The organism is Bacillus sp. REN10 (assembly GCF_016820555.1).
In the GTDB taxonomy this organism is placed as follows: domain Bacteria; phylum Bacillota; class Bacilli; order Bacillales; family Domibacillaceae; genus Bacillus_CE.
Map to the genome: position 1 here is coordinate 14,716 of NZ_JADHDW010000001.1, position 15,169 is coordinate 29,884.

The following is a 15,169-nucleotide window of genomic DNA, read 5'->3' on the forward strand; positions in this document are numbered from 1 at the left end:
GCAATTTTAATGGCTTTTGAATGGATTAGTGAACGCCAATATGAAGATATTTTATACGAAACGTATAATGGAATTGCAAAAATTACGATTAACCGTCCGGAAGTGCACAACGCGTTCCGTCCGAAAACGGTAATGGAATTAATCGATGCTTTTGCTTATGCACGCGATGATGAAAAAATCGGTGTCATCGTATTAACAGGAGCGGGAGAAAAAGCATTCTGCTCTGGTGGAGATCAAAAAGTTCGCGGTCATGGTGGATACGTGGGCGACGATCAAATTCCTCGTTTAAACGTATTGGATTTACAGCGCTTAATTCGCGTCATTCCGAAACCTGTGATTGCGATGGTTGCAGGTTATGCAATTGGCGGTGGTCACGTGCTTCATGTCGTATGTGATTTAACAATTGCGGCAGATAACGCGGTGTTTGGACAAACTGGTCCGAAAGTAGGAAGCTTCGATGCTGGCTATGGTTCCGGTTATTTAGCTCGCCTTGTTGGACATAAAAAAGCGAGAGAAATTTGGTACCTATGCCGTCAATACAATGCGCAAGAAGCATTAGATATGGGCTTAGTGAATACGGTTGTACCGTTAGAAAAATTAGAAGAAGAAACCGTTCAATGGGCGCAAGAAATGCTTGAGAAGAGCCCGACAGCTCTTCGCTTCATCAAAGCAGCGATGAACGCCGATACAGACGGCCTTGCTGGTTTGCAACAACTAGCAGGTGACGCAACGCTTCTATACTACACAACAGACGAAGCAAAAGAAGGAAGAGACGCCTTCAAAGAAAAACGCCAACCAGACTTCGGTCAATTCCCAAGATTCCCTTAATGAAGAAAAGCGGAAAGCGCCGTTTAGCGGCGTATGGACTGGAGCGATCCGCATGAGATAAAGGAAACACGATGAACGCTAGTGAATCGATGTTGACTTATCGTAAGGAGGAACGTGGAAGTCCACTAGCCGTTGGTGCTTGAAGCTGGACAAAGAAAAGCGGAGCCGACTGACCAGACACGACAAGCAAATGCTAGAATGACGAAATGGCGTTCTTCAGCCATGCAGTCAGGCTGGCATTTGACTCGAGTGTCTAGGAGGCGGAGCTGGACAAAGAAAAGCGGAAAGCCTCAAATAAAACAAATATAGCCCTCCGGCTTGCGGATGCGGCAAAGTCCGAAAGCTTGATGGTATACCATCAAGCTTTTTTGTCCGCCAGCAGAGGAAAGAAAGGAAGCGGGAAGCGCGAATGTCACAAAGCATGCCGAATTGGCTGAAACAGAGAGCTTTTTTGACGCCTGATCGTCCAGCTCTCTATTTTGGTGAAAACAGCTGGACCTTTTCACAATTGTATGAGGCTGTTCAATTAGAAGTTGCTTTTTTAGAGAAGCAGCATATTAAGCACGGTGATTATGTGGGGGTGCTTGTCAGAAATACAGAACGAGCGGTCTTTTTCATTCATGCCCTCCAGCAAATAGGAGCCATTGCTGTTTTGTTGAATCATCGTCTAACAAGTATGGAATTATTATGGCAGCTTGAAGATGCACAAGCAAAGTATGTTGTGTATGACCCTATGTTTCAACCGCTCATTGAATCATTTAAAGGGGTACATACGATTCCAATGACCGATCATGAGCATATGATGAGCAGGTCAGGCCGAGAAACGTTTGTTTTGGAGGAAGTCTGTTCTGTCATGTATACATCAGGAACGACAGGCAGACCTAAAGGAGTGCTGCAGACGTACGGGAATCATTGGTGGAGTGCGACAGGATCGGCGTTAAATTTAGGCATTCATGAACAAGATTGCTGGCTATGTGCGGTGCCTCTTTTTCATATTAGCGGCTATTCAATTGTGATTCGCAGCGTTGTCTATGGGATCGCTGTTCGATTGTATGAGCAGTTTGACGAACAGATGATCAATCAAGCACTGCAACGAGGAGAAGGGACGATTATTTCTGTTGTCTCCGCTATGCTGAAGCGAATGCTCGATCAATTAACAGGGGCCTATCACCCTTCTTTTCGCTGTATGTTACTAGGTGGAGGACCTGCTCCCAAACCTTTACTGGAAACATGTGCAGCGAATGAGATTCCTGTGTATCAAACGTATGGTATGACAGAAACCGCTTCACAAATTGTCACTCTCCCGCCAGAGTACAGTCTGACGAAACTCGGCTCTGCTGGTAAGCCGCTTTTTCCTTGCCAGCTGAAAATAGCGGATGGGAAACAAGAAGGCGAAATTCTCGTGAAAGGGCCGAATGTGACGAGTGGGTATTTGCGGCGCGAAGAAGCGAATCGTGAATCCTTTTCCGATGGTTGGTTCTATACAGGAGACATTGGTTATTTGGATGAAGAAGGCTTTCTATATGTATTAGATCGTCGCTCGGACTTAATCATTTCTGGCGGAGAGAATGTGTATCCAGCGGAAATTGAATCCGTACTTCTTGCCCACCCTGCGATTGTGGATGCCGGTGTGATTGGTGTAGCTGATGATCAATGGGGACAAGTGCCTGTGGCTTTTATTGTTGTAAAGGAACCGCTTAGTGAGGTGGACGTCCAAGCCTTTTGCAGTGAACGACTAGCGAAATATAAATGTCCATCTACTATTTTTGTTGTTGAACAATTGCCGAGAAATGCAGCGAAAAAATTAATGCGGCGTGAGTTAAAAACGGAATATGAAAAGAGGAAAAATCAATGAAGACCGAGCGATTGAATCTGCATGTCATTGAAATGGAATTAAAGTCGCCGTTCGTCACGCATTTAGAGACCGTTCATAAACGGCGCAGTATTATTGTAGAGGCGATAGATACGGATGGAGCTGTCGGTTATGGAGAGGTGGTGGCTTTTTCAACTCCATGGTATACAGAGGAAACGGTGCAAACAAGTTATCATATCATTAAAGATGTATTAGCGCCGCTTGTTCTTGGCCAAGAAATCAATCATCCGTCTGACATCCATCCGTGGTTTGAAACGGTGCGCGGCAATCAAATGGCGAAAGCGGGAGTGGAAACGGCCATTTGGGATTTACATAGTAAGCGTCAAGGGCGACCGCTTGCCGCGTTGTTAGGCGGGATAAGAGAAGAGGTATGTGCAGGGGCAGTAGCTGCAGGCGCAACGATCACAGAAACGCTTCAGCGCATCGACCATCTTCTGACACAAGGCTATGAGCGAATTAAAGTGAAAATTAGTCCGCAAAATGATCGAGAGCTGTTGCGCAACATTCGTCATGAGTTTCCGTCGGTTCCGCTAATGGCGGATGCGAATTCTGCTTATTCACTGACGGATGCCGAGCGGTTAAAAGCGTTGGATGAGTTTCAACTTCTAATGATTGAACAGCCGTTAGCGGTGGATGATCTCGTGCAGCATGCTAAGTTGCAAAAAATAATCGATACGCCGATTTGTCTCGATGAAAGCATTCGTTCCATTCGCGATGCCGAAAATGCTTTGGAACTTGGCAGCTGCGGAGTGATCAATATTAAAATTGGACGGGTTGGCGGACTAGAAGAAGCGAAGAAAATCCATGATTTATGTCAGGCAAAAGGCGTGCCAGTTTGGGCGGGCGGCATGATTGAATTTGGTGTGTCTCGCGCTCATAATGTGGCTCTTGCTTCACTAGAAGGTTTTTCGATTCCTGGAGATTTGTCTTCTTCTCATCATTATTGGCATCAAGATATCATTGAGCCGGCAATTGAAGTGGTAAACGGGCGCATTACTTTATCTCATGAACCGGGTATTGGCTATCGAATCAATCAAAAACGGTTAACAGAAGTGACAATACGAAAAGAAGAACTGAGCCGATAAGGTGTCAGTTCTTCTTTTTACGATCCTTCCATGTTTCCGGAACGAAATCAAAGCCTCCCGGATGAAAAGGATGACATTTTAAAATGCGAATAATTGTTAAATAGCCGCCTTTAAGCGCACCGAAGCGTTGAACAGCTTCTAAGCCATAATGGGAGCATGTCGGATAAAAGCGGCAAGTCGGCGGCTTTAACGGTGAAATAAATGTTTGATAAAAGCGGATGACGCCCATAAATAGTTTTTTCATCATGCCTTATTCCTTGCGCTCTTTTGCTTCATCTTGCTGCAAGTTCGGATTATTTTCAATCGGATCAATCGTATGTTTATATTGATAGCCTTTCGTGATCGAGATAATGGTGAAAATAAGTACGGCAATCACGATAACAATCGAGATAATTAATACAGTGGTCATTTGCCATCCCTCCTGCACTTATTTTACCATGTTTTATTGCTATCAGGCGGTTCCTTGTTTGTGTCGATTTTTTGGACAAGTTAAAAAGGATGTTTTAAAATAAAAAAGAACGGGAATAGGTAAAAGGAATTAAAATTGAGGAGGAGATGATTTTATGTCAGAGAAATTAGTTCAAAGTGTGAATCAGCAAATTGCGAACTGGACGGTGCTTTACACAAAATTACATAACTACCATTGGTTTGTGAAGGGGCCGCAATTCTTTGCTTTGCATGACAAATTTGAAGAACTATATACAGAAGCCTCTCTTCATATTGATGAGCTAGCTGAACGCTTATTAGCTCTTGGCGGCGAGCCGGTTGCAACGTTAAAAGAATCGTTGGAAATGGCGACTGTCAGCGAAGCAGAAGGAAAAGAAAGCGCTGAAGAAATGGTGCAATCTGTTGTTAATGACTTTTCAACGATCATTGCTGAACTAAAAGAAGCAATGGACTTAGCTGGTGAAGTGAATGATGAGACGACAGGCGATATGCTTCTTGCGATTCATCAAGGATTAGAAAAACATGTATGGATGCTGAAATCTTTCTTAGGAAAGTAAGAGAAAATCAGCATTTCATTAGGAGGAAAAGCAATGGAGTTATCTTCCATCATGGGCAAGCAAGTGGCTGAACTGCAACAAACATTAAGCTTGAATTTATTAAAAAGCCAAATGGCTACACAAACGGCTCAAGCGATTCAAATGATGGATACGCTTCCTAACGTTCCATCAGCGCCTCACCCGCATAAAGGAACCATGATCGATATAAAAGGCTGAAAAAAAGGATGTCCGCTGTTTAGGACATCCTTTTTCTGTGCTACATATAAGCGGTATGTATTAGTGATAAAGATGTTTCGCTTGCCAATCTCCATCCATCCCGTCATTGTTAAACTTTTCCTTCAACGCTTCGAATAAGTAAAGACGAAAGAAAGAGTGTAATTCATCCTCGCTCATTTCGTTAATAATCGAGAAGATTTCATTATTCGATAGCTGTTCCACGACAGCAAACGTAATCATATCAAGATCTTCATCAGAGCCCTGGAGTCTCCCACGGTAAATTTCATACAGTTCATCGACTAGCTTCATGTACACCCGCTCCTTTGTTTTATGATAATGTCCCTTGATCCCCTTATCTCTTTTATACCCTAACTGAAGTAAATAAACCAGCCTATTTCAATATCCTAGAGATTTTTTTGTCATCATGATTTATTACAGGAAGGGCATGATAACAATAGGAGGTGACAACTGTGCAAGAGGAAAAAAAAGCTTATTACATCCAATTGGCCAATGGAGAAATTATGAGCACGTCCACAGCGTCTCCGTGGAACTTTAGAATTTATGCTACAGATGAGGAAATTACTCAGTTAAGAGAATTGTTTGATGCGAACTATGCGGTAGAATGGGAAGGGTTTTTTCGAGCGCATGTGCCGTATGTCCAATACCATTTTGACCGGCCGAATGATCGCTATGATAATAACTTGAAAAAGATATACGAAAAGATATACGAACTTGGTGATGAGGAAGCGAAGGCGCATATAAAAGATATGTGGGGAATGTGAAATGCGCTATAATAAAAAGAAAAGACTCCATGCATGGCTGCGGTTATCGGTTTAATGCATGGAAGTGGATAGAGGCAGGGGAGAAGGATGTTCGAATTCACCGATCAAAACGGCTGTCAGGTGATGCTTTCTTTTCAATCTGGCAGCTTTTCGTTATACCCTCAGCATGTGTTAGTGTTTTGTCGATACAAGGGACAGTGGCTGTTGACGCAACACAGCTCCCGAGGGTTGGAGTTTCCTGGGGGGAAAGTAGAAGAGGGAGAAACGTTAGAAGAAGCCGCTAAGAGAGAAGTGTATGAAGAAACAGGAGGGATCGTTGAAGAAATGACATTCGTTGGAGAATATTATGTTCAGCATCCCAAAAAGCCTTTTGTCAAGGCGATTTTTTTCGCGCAAATTGGGTATATAGAGAGTAAGCATGATTATATGGAAACAGCCGGACCCGTGCTGTTTGATCAAGACTTACGTCAGGCGCGGATGAACAGTGAATTTAGCTTTTTAATGAAGGATGAAGTAGTCGAGCGAACGCTGGACTATATACACGCGGTAATGCCATGACCACCATCATCGAGAAGGTCCGTTTTCCTTCCCCGCATCCGCATGTGTATGTATCCGTTGTTACGTATATGTCACAAGGATTGAAAGTAAAGGGATTGTTAGCAGAACCGAAGGCAGCAGGCAGCTTTGATGGCTTTCTTTACTTGCGCGGCGGTATCAAAAATGTCGGCATGGTTCGACCAGCACGAATTACTCAATTTGCTTCCGAGGGTTTTATTGTATTTGCCCCTTTTTATCGCGGAAATCGCGGAGGAGAGGGAAACGAAGACTTTGCTGGAGAAGATCGTGAAGATGCCTTTTCAGCTTTTGATTTATTGCAAGCTCATCCTCGCGTAACAGACAATGTTCATCTGTTTGGCTTTTCACGAGGCGGTGCAATGGCGTTATTGACAGCCATTGAAAAAGAAGCAACATCGATTGTGACATGGGGCGGCGTATCCGATATGACTCTCACATACGAGGAAAGAAAAGATTTGCGCCGCATGATGAAGCGGGTAATTGGCGGCAGCCCTTACCAGCAGGAAGAACGTTATCAATGGCGCACCCCTTTGTACCAATTAGAAAAAATAAACGCACCTGTCTTAATTATTCATGGGAAGAAAGATCAAAATGTTACCATTCAGCACGCCTATCAATTAGAAAAAGGGTTAAAACGGCTGGAAAACCCAGTAGAAACATGGTATTTTGATCAATATAATCATTATTTTCCGCCGGTGACTAACCGGCAAATCGTCAAAGATCTTTGCGCATGGATGAAACAGCAGGGAGGATCATGATGATTCATTTGGAGGAGGAGAAAAAATATGGGTATGCCAATGGAATTAAATACAATGATCGTTACAAAAGGAAAAGAGGAGCGCCTAGAGGAAAATTATTTTACACTAAAGAAATCGGGATACCGCTTATATCCAATCGATATCCCGATTCATGTCCATAAAACAAAGGACAGCGATATTAGTGGAACCGCTATCATTGAAAAGGTCGAGTGGCAACAAGAAAGCACCATTCTTACATACAAACTAATCTCACTAAACTCAACAAACTAAAGTGAAAAAAGGAAGACCGCTGAGGCCTTCCTTTTTGCTATTAAATTTGTGGTCCGCCAAGCTCTGAGATTTCGCTCGGAACGTTAGAGAACTTTTTGAAGTTTTCACGGAACTTCGCAGCTAGTTCAGCCGCTTTTTCCATAAATTCATCTTCGTTTGCCCATGCTTTACGTGGGATGAGTACGTCATCAGGTACACCAGGAACATGAAGAGGAATTTGTAAACCGAATGTTTTCGTTGTGTATGTTTCCACATTGTTTAATTCGCCTTCAAGCGCTGCCTGCACCATTGCACGCGTGTAAGCAAGTTTCATACGGCTTCCAACGCCGTATTCGCCACCAGTCCAGCCAGTGTTCACTAAGAATACTTGAACGTTGTGCTCGTCGATTTTCTTACCTAGCATTTCAGCATAGCGAGTCGCTTCTAACGGTAAGAATGGAGAACCGAAGCATGTTGAGAACGTTGCTTGCGGTGAAGTGATTCCGCGCTCTGTTCCTGCAAGCTTAGATGTGTAACCGCTTAGGAAGTGGTACATTGCTTGCTCTTTTGTTAATTTGCTGATTGGAGGTAAAATACCGAAAGCATCAGCTGTTAAGAAAATAATTGTATTCGGATGGCCTGCTACACTTGGATCAACGATATTATCGATCGCTTGGATTGGGTAAGCGGCACGTGTGTTTTCTGTTAAAGAGTTATCATTGTAATCAGGAATACGGCTATCTTCGTCTAATACAACATTCTCTAATACAGAACCGAAACGGATTGCATCAAAGATTTGCGGCTCTTTTTCACGAGAAAGACCGATACATTTCGCATAGCATCCGCCCTCGATGTTAAAGACGCCATTTGAAGACCAGCCATGCTCGTCATCACCGATTAAGCGGCGATTTGGATCAGCGGATAATGTTGTTTTACCTGTTCCGGAAAGACCGAAGAATAAAGCAACATCGCCTTCGTAGCCAACATTTGCTGAGCAGTGCATAGAAAACACATCATTTTCAGGAAGAAGGTAGTTCATAATGGAGAAGATCGATTTCTTCATTTCACCTGCATATTCCGTTCCACCGATTAACACGATGCGGCGCTCGAACGAAACGATGATGAACGTTTCAGATTTCGTGCCGTCTACGGCAGGGTCTGCTTTAAAGTTCGGAGCGGAAACGATCGTGAAGCCCGCTTGATGATCCTTTAACTCTTCAGCTGTTGGACGGATGAATAACTGATGAGCAAATAAGTTATGCCAAGCGTATTCATTGATGACTTGGATTGGTAAGCGGTGAGTTAGATCCGCTCCTGCAAATCCTTTAAAAACAAAAAGTTCATCTTTTTGCTTTAAATAGTCAATCACTTTTGTGTATAATTTATCAAAGACTTCTTCGGAAATTGGTTGGTTAACCGTACCCCAGTCGATCTTATCTTTTACAGATGCTTCTTCAACGATAAATTTATCTTTAGGAGAACGTCCTGTATATTTGCCTGTTTCAGCACGTACAGCACCTGACGCTGTTAAAACTCCTTCTTTGCGAGTAAGTACTTTTTCGACAAGTTGAGGTACAGAAGGCTGCATTGTTATATTTGAACCATTCAGAAGTTCAACAATCTGGCTTGAAACGCTCACAGAGTTCATAAATTAATAACCATCCTTTATAAAAATTTGAAATTTATTTTATATACTGTTTTACTCAAAAAATAGTATAGCACATTCAAATCAATAGTCTATACTATATATTTAATTTTTAGTGAATTTTATTTTTATTTTTGCCATAATTTTTGATCACTATTTTGTCTTTAACGGTCATTGAACATCATGACTTTGCTTGAATAAGTGAAAGCATTTTCTTTGACCACTTATATAAATATGAAAGAAGAAGCCGGGAACAGATAACTGGATAAAAAATATGATTGACATTGGACGCTGAATTTCGTAAGATTTAACCTTGAACGGATACTCTTATCCTGAGCTGGCAGAGGGACAGGCCCGATGAAGCCCAGCAACCTGCTTAGATGGGGAAACTACCCTATTTAAGACAAAGGTGCTTAAACCTGTGCAAGGTCCAACCTTGGACGATAAGAGTGAAAGGCCTATGTTGAATCAATTAACCTTTCCTCTCTTTTATGAATTGGAGAGGTTTTTTATTTTTTTAATGGATAAACTTAGGGAAATGAGTACCGTGAAAATAAAGATCAGTTTGATCAATTTAAGGAGGAAGTTTCATGACAAAAAAGCGTCGTCTTTTTACTTCAGAGTCAGTAACTGAAGGCCATCCAGATAAGATTTGTGATCAGATTTCTGATGCGATTCTGGATGAGATTTTATCAAAGGATCCTAATGCTCGTGTAGCGGCGGAAACTTCTGTGACAACCGGCCTTGTATTAGTAGCGGGAGAAATCACAACATCTTCTTATGTAGATATTAACAAAATCGTTCGCGAAACAGTGAGAGAAATTGGTTACAACCGTGCGAAATACGGTTTCGATGCGGAAACGTGCGGCGTATTAACTTCGATTGATGAGCAATCGGCGGATATCGCTGCTGGTGTAGACCAAGCGCTTGAAGCACGTGAAGGTCAAATGAGCGAAGAAGAGCTTGAAGCGATCGGTGCAGGTGACCAAGGATTAATGTTTGGATTTGCTTGTAATGAAACGGAAGAATTAATGCCGCTTCCGATCTCTGTAGCGCATAAATTATCTCGCCGTTTAACGGAAGTGCGTAAAAACGAAACACTTGATTACTTGCGTCCCGACGGAAAAACACAAGTAACAGTAGAATACGATGAAAACGACAAACCTGTTCGTATTGATACAATCGTTATCTCTACGCAGCATCATCCAGAAGTGACATTAGAGCAAATTCAGCGCGACATTCGCGAGCAAGTGATTAACCCGGTTGTTCCAACTGAGTTAATTGATGAGGAAACGAAATTCTTCATTAATCCGACTGGCCGTTTCGTGATCGGTGGTCCTCAAGGCGACGCTGGATTAACAGGACGCAAAATTATCGTTGATACGTATGGCGGATATGCTCGTCACGGCGGTGGTGCGTTCTCTGGTAAGGATCCGACAAAAGTAGACCGCTCTGCGGCATATGCGGCTCGCTACGTAGCAAAAAACATTGTGGCGTCCGGTCTTGCTGATAAATGTGAAGTACAGCTTGCTTATGCTATTGGTGTAGCTCAGCCTGTTTCAATCGCTGTGGATACATTCGGTACAGGTAAAGTATCTGAAGATGTGCTTGTAGAGCTAGTTCGCTCTAACTTCGATCTTCGCCCAGCTGGCATTATTAAAATGCTGGATCTTCGCCGTCCAATTTACAAACAAACAGCTGCTTACGGTCATTTTGGCCGCACGGATGTTGAGCTTCCTTGGGAGCAAACAGATAAAGCAGAAACTTTAAAACAACAAGCGAATAACTAATAAAACAAGCCTTCCGTTATGAGGAAGGCTTGTTTTATTTATTTTGCAGACCTTTATAGTACTGAGCTTTCTCCGCGTATTCACGCACAATTCGCTCCATATCTGCACGGTCGACATCGTTAATTTCTCTAACAACTTTAGCTGGTCGTCCAAAGGCCATGGAATTCGGCGGAATGACTTTTCCGGGTGGCACAAGACTGCCTGCACCGATGAAAGCCCCTTCCCCAATTTCAGCATTATCTAAAATGATAGAACCCATGCCGATGAGCGCTTTTTTTCTAATTTTACAGCTGTGAAGAATGACTTGATGCCCGATTGTGACTTCGTCTTCGATAATGAGCGGGTTATTAGGACTTTGATGCAAAACGGAGTTGTCCTGAATATTGGTTTTGTTTCCAATGATCGTTGGAGCTACATCGCCGCGGATGACCGTATTAAACCACACGCTAGATTCTTCACCGATCGTTACATCCCCTGTAACCGTTGCATAATCGGCAATATAAGCGGAATCTGCGATCTTAGGCGTTTTTTCTTTATATGGATAAATCATAATGACAAACCCCTTTCTGACTATTAGCAAATTTAAAATACTTTGTTTTCATTTTAACTAAAACGAAAACATTTGTATAATAAAGAAAAAGAATGTTTTGTTGTCAGAAGGGTAAGTCGGAGGTGGCACGTATGTGGAAGTGGGAAACAGAACAACAGCCTAGAGGGGTCATTGTTATCGTTCAAGGAGCGTTAGAGCATCATAGCCGATATGGCTGGTTAATTGAGATGTGGCGCAAGGCTGGATTTCATGTAGTGATGGGTGATCTTCCGGGGCAAGGAATGACGTCACGAACTCAACGGGGGCATATTTCAACATTTAATGATTATTTAACAGCCGTGAAAGATTGGGTGGAAGCAGCGTATCAATTTGATCTTCCATTGTTCCTGCTTGGTCATGGGATAGGAGGCTTAATTACGATTCGCCTTTTGCAAGAATTGGATTTTGAAGTGGCGGGTGTGATCATTTCTTCTCCTTACTTAGGTATGGTTCATACTCCTCCAAAAATGACGAACGTGATGTCACATAGTTTGAACTCATTCACCCCTTCTTTTAAATTTGCTTATGGTGTCACACCGGAAATGGCGACTCGAAATGAACAGGTGATTGAAGCAGATAAAGAAGATTCGCTATTGATTAATAAAGTGTCTGTACGCTGGTATCATGAATTGCTTCAAGCGATTAAAGCGGCTTCGTTAAAGGTAACTGATATGCCAGATGTTCCGCTGCTTCTCATGCAAGCAGGAGCCGATCGGATTGTCGATCAAAAAGCGGTAAGAAAATGGTTTCACCAAATCGATCTGTCTGATATGCATTATAAAGAATGGCCTGGATTGTATCATGAGATTTTTAATGAGCCGGAACGGGAAGATGTATTTTTTTATGCCAAAGGATTTGTCGAAAATCAGCTACGCCGTTTAGGATATGTTGTTGATAAATGAGGTGAAGAAATGGCCATACCTGTGACACCACTAAGATTAATGCATAGCATTTATAAAGAAGTATTTCCGATTGTGCATGAACAGCTGAATTTCTGGAGAACGCAAGCAGAAAATATTCCAAATAGTGAATTGCGGCAGCAAGCGCTCGCTAGCATTGAACATAAAACGTTTCATTGCGAAGGCGGAGCCGTGCTGGCATTGTTAGCAGGTGAGAAAAAAGCAGAAGCCGTACGCTTTATTGTCGCTTATCAAACGATTAGCGATTACTTAGATAATCTTTGCGACCGAAGCACGTCACTAGATGCTCAAGATTTCGCCGCTCTGCATGAAGCGATGGAAGACTCTCTCTCGATAGATGCGCCGATGCGAGACTATTATCGGTTTCGGGAAGATCGCGAGGATGGCGGCTACTTATGGCGGCTTGTCCAAACATGTCAATCCGTTCTCTCCACAATCGCGGTCTACCAAGAGATTGTTCCGTATTTTCAAGAGTTATGCCGTTATTATTGCGACTTGCAAATACATAAACATGTGCGAAAAGAGGAGAGAGAAGAGCGGTTGAAAACATGGTTTGCCCAGCACCAAGCCTCCTTGCCAGACATGGAGTGGTATGAGTTTTCCGCTTGTGCGGGATCGACGCTTGGGATTTTTTGTTTACTTTCCTACAGTCTGAACGAGGAATTTCAGCCAGAGCAAGCACAGCTTGTCAGAGACAGTTACTTTCCTTATATTCAAGGTCTCCATATTTTATTAGATTATTTAATTGATCAGGCGGAAGATCAAGAAGGCGGCGATTTGAACTTCTGTTTTTATTATCCCGATGAACAGCGATTGTTGGAGCGAATGATTTATTTTGTAGAAGAGGCGGACAAACAAGCTCGCAAACTTCCGCATACTCGCTTTCATCAGCTAGTCAATCGGGGACTACTGGGCGTCTATTTATCGGATGATAAAGCGTTTCAGCAAAAGAAGCTTCGCGCGCTGTCGAAAAAAATGATTCGAAAAAGCGGTGGGACTAGCTTTTTCTTTTATTTAAATGGCCGAACCTACCGGAGAGTGCAACGAGCTTTTCCGCAGTTATTTACAAAAAAGAAGTGAAGCAACTAAATAGACATTCTTCGGGTTCCGAAATAAAATGAAGGAACATAAAAAATAAAAGGGGATGTCATCATTGGCTTTAAAATTAAGTGTACTCGATCAGTCACCAATTTCTGAAGGAATGACAGCAGAGTTAGCTTTAAAACAAACAATTGAACTCTCTCAGCATGTGGAAAAGCTCGGCTATGAGCGTTTTTGGGTATCGGAGCATCATGATTCTGCCAGTCTTGCTGGTTCCTCGCCAGAAGTGTTAATCTCTTATATTGCCGCAAAGACAGAAAAGATTCGGGTAGGCTCTGGTGGTGTGATGCTGCCGCATTATAGTGCATATAAAGTAGCTGAGAATTTTCGTTTGTTAGAAGGGTTAGCACCGGGAAGAATTGACCTTGGACTTGGAAGAGCTCCTGGAGGCATGCCTGCTGCAACGATGGCTCTTCAAGGAGGAAGCCGAAACCGTTCGGTTGCTGATTATCCCGATCAAATTAATGAATTACTCGGCTATTTAGCGGATGATGTGGCAAACAATCCATATGGTGGTTTAAAAGCTTCTCCACTTATCCAAACGATGCCTGAAATGTGGCTGCTTGGTTCAAGTCCTTCAAGTGCGCTGCTCGCTGCGTCGAAAGGGCTACCTTATACATTTGCCCAGTTTATTAACGGAGATGGTGGTCCACAATATATGGAGGCATACCGTAATAACTTTCAGCCCTCCGCTTATTTAAGTGAACCGAAAAGTATGTTTGCGGTGTTTATTGCTTGTGCAGAAACGAATGAAGAGGCAGAAAGAATCGCTTCTAGTTTAGATTTGGCACTTGTCATGCTTGAGCAGGGCATGCGTTCCAACGGTACACCAAGCCCTGAAACAGCTGCCGCTTATCAATATAGTCCTTTTGAGCGGGCTCGTGTTCGGGAAAATCGCAAGCGGATGGTTGTTGGAAGCCTTGAAAGTGTTCGCGACCAATTGAATCGTTTAAGTGAACAATATCAAACAGAAAATATAATGGCTGTATCAATTATGTATGATTTTAAAGATAAACTGCGTTCCTTTGAATTATTAGCGGAGGCAGTAAGGTCTTAAATAGGAAGAGGTCCTAAAAATTAGTTGACGACAACTTTTCTCTTAGGACCTCTTTATTTATCTTTTTTCAATGGCGATAATAAACGGCGGTTGATTCGCTTGGTTAATAAATTGATATTGCAACACATGAGCCTTTTGCTGATCAAGATCGGCCACATACTTCAGTAAGGCTTCTTTTTCGACCGCTCCTTCTTCATGTCCATGGTAGATAACAAGAACGATGATTCCCCCAGGATGTAGCATCGAGAATATTTGCTCAATTGCTGAGATCGTTGTCTCAGGTTTTGTCACAATCGCTTTATCTCCTTTTGGCAAATAACCAAGGTTAAAAACCGCTCCGCTAATATGGCCATGCCACTTTTCTGGAATAGAAGCGGCTGCTTGTTCATGCCCGCAGTTAAAAAGGGTGGCGCGGTCATGTAATTGATGTTCTTCTAATCGAGTCTTCGTATTAGTGACAGCTAGTTCCTGTACATCAAAGCCATACACATGCCCGTTGTCGCCGACAAGTTTGGCAAGAAATAGTGTGTCATGCCCGTTGCCAAGAGTGGCATCAATCGCGATGCTGCCATCTGTGATGGTTTTTTCTAATAGCTTTCTCACAAATGGCAAGATTCCATCAAGATTCATAGTAAACCTCCTCATTGTTAATCAATCATCTTTGCTGATTATATCGATACATCCACTAATTGAAAA

At 42.7% G+C, this 15,169-nt stretch carries 19 protein-coding genes and 1 riboswitch; of the genes, 13 read left to right on the forward strand and 6 right to left on the reverse strand.

All coding sequences use genetic code 11. The features are described from left to right. Positions 1 to 9: 9 nt before the first annotated feature. From menB to menC, 3 genes are all read left to right on the forward strand, one after another. Positions 10 to 828: a 1,4-dihydroxy-2-naphthoyl-CoA synthase gene (gene menB, locus IRB43_RS00115; protein WP_203361406.1), complete on the forward strand. Its 819-nt coding sequence runs from the start codon at positions 10 to 12 to the stop codon at positions 826 to 828. A 409-nt stretch (positions 829 to 1,237) separates the two neighbouring features. Further along, the gene (locus IRB43_RS00120) at positions 1,238 to 2,683 is read left to right on the forward strand and encodes an o-succinylbenzoate--CoA ligase (protein ID WP_203361407.1); all 1,446 of its coding nucleotides are present in this window, start codon (positions 1,238 to 1,240) and stop codon (positions 2,681 to 2,683) included. Continuing rightward, complete coding sequence (gene menC, locus IRB43_RS00125; protein ID WP_203361408.1) at positions 2,680 to 3,786, forward strand: o-succinylbenzoate synthase; 1,107 nt, start codon at positions 2,680 to 2,682, stop codon at positions 3,784 to 3,786. Before IRB43_RS00120 ends, menC begins: the two co-directional genes overlap by 4 nt. A 4-nt stretch (positions 3,787 to 3,790) precedes the next feature. Here the strand turns inward: menC and yidD are convergent, their stop codons facing one another. Continuing rightward, a complete protein-coding gene (gene yidD / locus IRB43_RS00130; protein WP_203361964.1) occupies positions 3,791 to 4,030 on the reverse strand; it encodes a membrane protein insertion efficiency factor YidD in 240 nt (79 codons plus the stop codon). Positions 4,031 to 4,036: 6 nt separating this feature from the next. Next, positions 4,037 to 4,195: a YtzI protein gene (gene ytzI / locus IRB43_RS00135; RefSeq protein ID WP_203361409.1), complete on the reverse strand. Its 159-nt coding sequence runs from the start codon at positions 4,193 to 4,195 to the stop codon at positions 4,037 to 4,039. Positions 4,196 to 4,349: 154 nt separating this feature from the next. On the opposite strand from ytzI, the gene IRB43_RS00140 reads away from it, so the two are divergent. After that, positions 4,350 to 4,790, forward strand: a complete 441-nt coding sequence (locus IRB43_RS00140; protein ID WP_203361410.1) for a Dps family protein — start codon at positions 4,350 to 4,352, stop codon at positions 4,788 to 4,790. A gap of 33 nt (positions 4,791 to 4,823) precedes the next feature. Beyond that, positions 4,824 to 5,006, forward strand: coding sequence for a putative motility protein (locus tag IRB43_RS00145; RefSeq protein WP_203361411.1), 183 nt, complete (start codon positions 4,824 to 4,826; stop codon positions 5,004 to 5,006). 60 nt (positions 5,007 to 5,066) lie between these two features. Here IRB43_RS00145 and IRB43_RS00150 read toward each other — a convergent pair whose 3' ends face one another. Beyond that, positions 5,067 to 5,315, reverse strand: a complete 249-nt coding sequence (locus tag IRB43_RS00150) for a DUF6154 family protein (protein ID WP_203361412.1) — start codon at positions 5,313 to 5,315, stop codon at positions 5,067 to 5,069. 212 nt (positions 5,316 to 5,527) lie between these two features. Here IRB43_RS00150 and IRB43_RS00155 point away from each other — a divergent pair, with 212 nt between their 5' ends. The 4 genes from IRB43_RS00155 to IRB43_RS00170 all read left to right on the forward strand — a co-directional run bounded on the left by IRB43_RS00155 (position 5,528) and on the right by IRB43_RS00170 (position 7,392). Continuing rightward, on the forward strand, positions 5,528 to 5,788 hold the full coding sequence (locus IRB43_RS00155) for a type 1 periplasmic-binding domain-containing protein (RefSeq protein ID WP_203361965.1): 261 nt from the start codon (positions 5,528 to 5,530) through the stop codon (positions 5,786 to 5,788). A gap of 87 nt (positions 5,789 to 5,875) precedes the next feature. Next, on the forward strand, positions 5,876 to 6,346 hold the full coding sequence (gene ytkD, locus IRB43_RS00160; protein ID WP_203361413.1) for an RNA deprotection pyrophosphohydrolase: 471 nt from the start codon (positions 5,876 to 5,878) through the stop codon (positions 6,344 to 6,346). Then, the gene (locus IRB43_RS00165) at positions 6,343 to 7,122 is read left to right on the forward strand and encodes an alpha/beta hydrolase family protein (RefSeq protein WP_203361414.1); all 780 of its coding nucleotides are present in this window, start codon (positions 6,343 to 6,345) and stop codon (positions 7,120 to 7,122) included. The genes ytkD and IRB43_RS00165 overlap by 4 nt, the downstream gene beginning before the upstream one ends. A 27-nt stretch (positions 7,123 to 7,149) precedes the next feature. Then, positions 7,150 to 7,392, forward strand: coding sequence for a DUF2584 domain-containing protein (locus IRB43_RS00170; protein ID WP_203361415.1), 243 nt, complete (start codon positions 7,150 to 7,152; stop codon positions 7,390 to 7,392). Between the two features lie 40 nt (positions 7,393 to 7,432). Here the strand turns inward: IRB43_RS00170 and pckA are convergent, their stop codons facing one another. Next, positions 7,433 to 9,019, reverse strand: coding sequence for a phosphoenolpyruvate carboxykinase (ATP) (pckA, locus tag IRB43_RS00175; protein ID WP_203361416.1), 1,587 nt, complete (start codon positions 9,017 to 9,019; stop codon positions 7,433 to 7,435). Positions 9,020 to 9,340: 321 nt separating this feature from the next. Further along, positions 9,341 to 9,466: riboswitch (SAM riboswitch) on the forward strand. A gap of 140 nt (positions 9,467 to 9,606) precedes the next feature. Here pckA and metK point away from each other — a divergent pair. Next, positions 9,607 to 10,806: a methionine adenosyltransferase gene (metK, locus tag IRB43_RS00180; protein WP_203361417.1), complete on the forward strand. Its 1,200-nt coding sequence runs from the start codon at positions 9,607 to 9,609 to the stop codon at positions 10,804 to 10,806. A 34-nt stretch (positions 10,807 to 10,840) separates the two neighbouring features. Here metK and IRB43_RS00185 read toward each other — a convergent pair whose 3' ends face one another. Then, the gene (locus IRB43_RS00185; protein WP_203361418.1) at positions 10,841 to 11,356 is read right to left on the reverse strand and encodes a gamma carbonic anhydrase; all 516 of its coding nucleotides are present in this window, start codon (positions 11,354 to 11,356) and stop codon (positions 10,841 to 10,843) included. A gap of 131 nt (positions 11,357 to 11,487) precedes the next feature. On the opposite strand from IRB43_RS00185, the gene IRB43_RS00190 reads away from it, so the two are divergent. The 3 genes from IRB43_RS00190 (at position 11,488) to IRB43_RS00200 (ending at position 14,473) form a co-directional block, all read left to right on the forward strand. Continuing rightward, the gene (locus IRB43_RS00190; RefSeq protein ID WP_203361419.1) at positions 11,488 to 12,297 is read left to right on the forward strand and encodes an alpha/beta fold hydrolase; all 810 of its coding nucleotides are present in this window, start codon (positions 11,488 to 11,490) and stop codon (positions 12,295 to 12,297) included. A gap of 9 nt (positions 12,298 to 12,306) precedes the next feature. Beyond that, positions 12,307 to 13,395: a tetraprenyl-beta-curcumene synthase family protein gene (locus IRB43_RS00195; protein ID WP_203361420.1), complete on the forward strand. Its 1,089-nt coding sequence runs from the start codon at positions 12,307 to 12,309 to the stop codon at positions 13,393 to 13,395. Between the two features lie 73 nt (positions 13,396 to 13,468). Further along, on the forward strand, positions 13,469 to 14,473 hold the full coding sequence (locus IRB43_RS00200) for an LLM class flavin-dependent oxidoreductase (protein ID WP_203361421.1): 1,005 nt from the start codon (positions 13,469 to 13,471) through the stop codon (positions 14,471 to 14,473). 57 nt (positions 14,474 to 14,530) lie between these two features. Here the strand turns inward: IRB43_RS00200 and mnmM are convergent, their stop codons facing one another. Continuing rightward, positions 14,531 to 15,103, reverse strand: a complete 573-nt coding sequence (gene mnmM / locus IRB43_RS00205; protein WP_203361422.1) for a tRNA 5-(aminomethyl)-2-thiouridylate-methyltransferase MnmM — start codon at positions 15,101 to 15,103, stop codon at positions 14,531 to 14,533. Between the last annotated feature and the right edge of the window lie 66 nt (positions 15,104 to 15,169).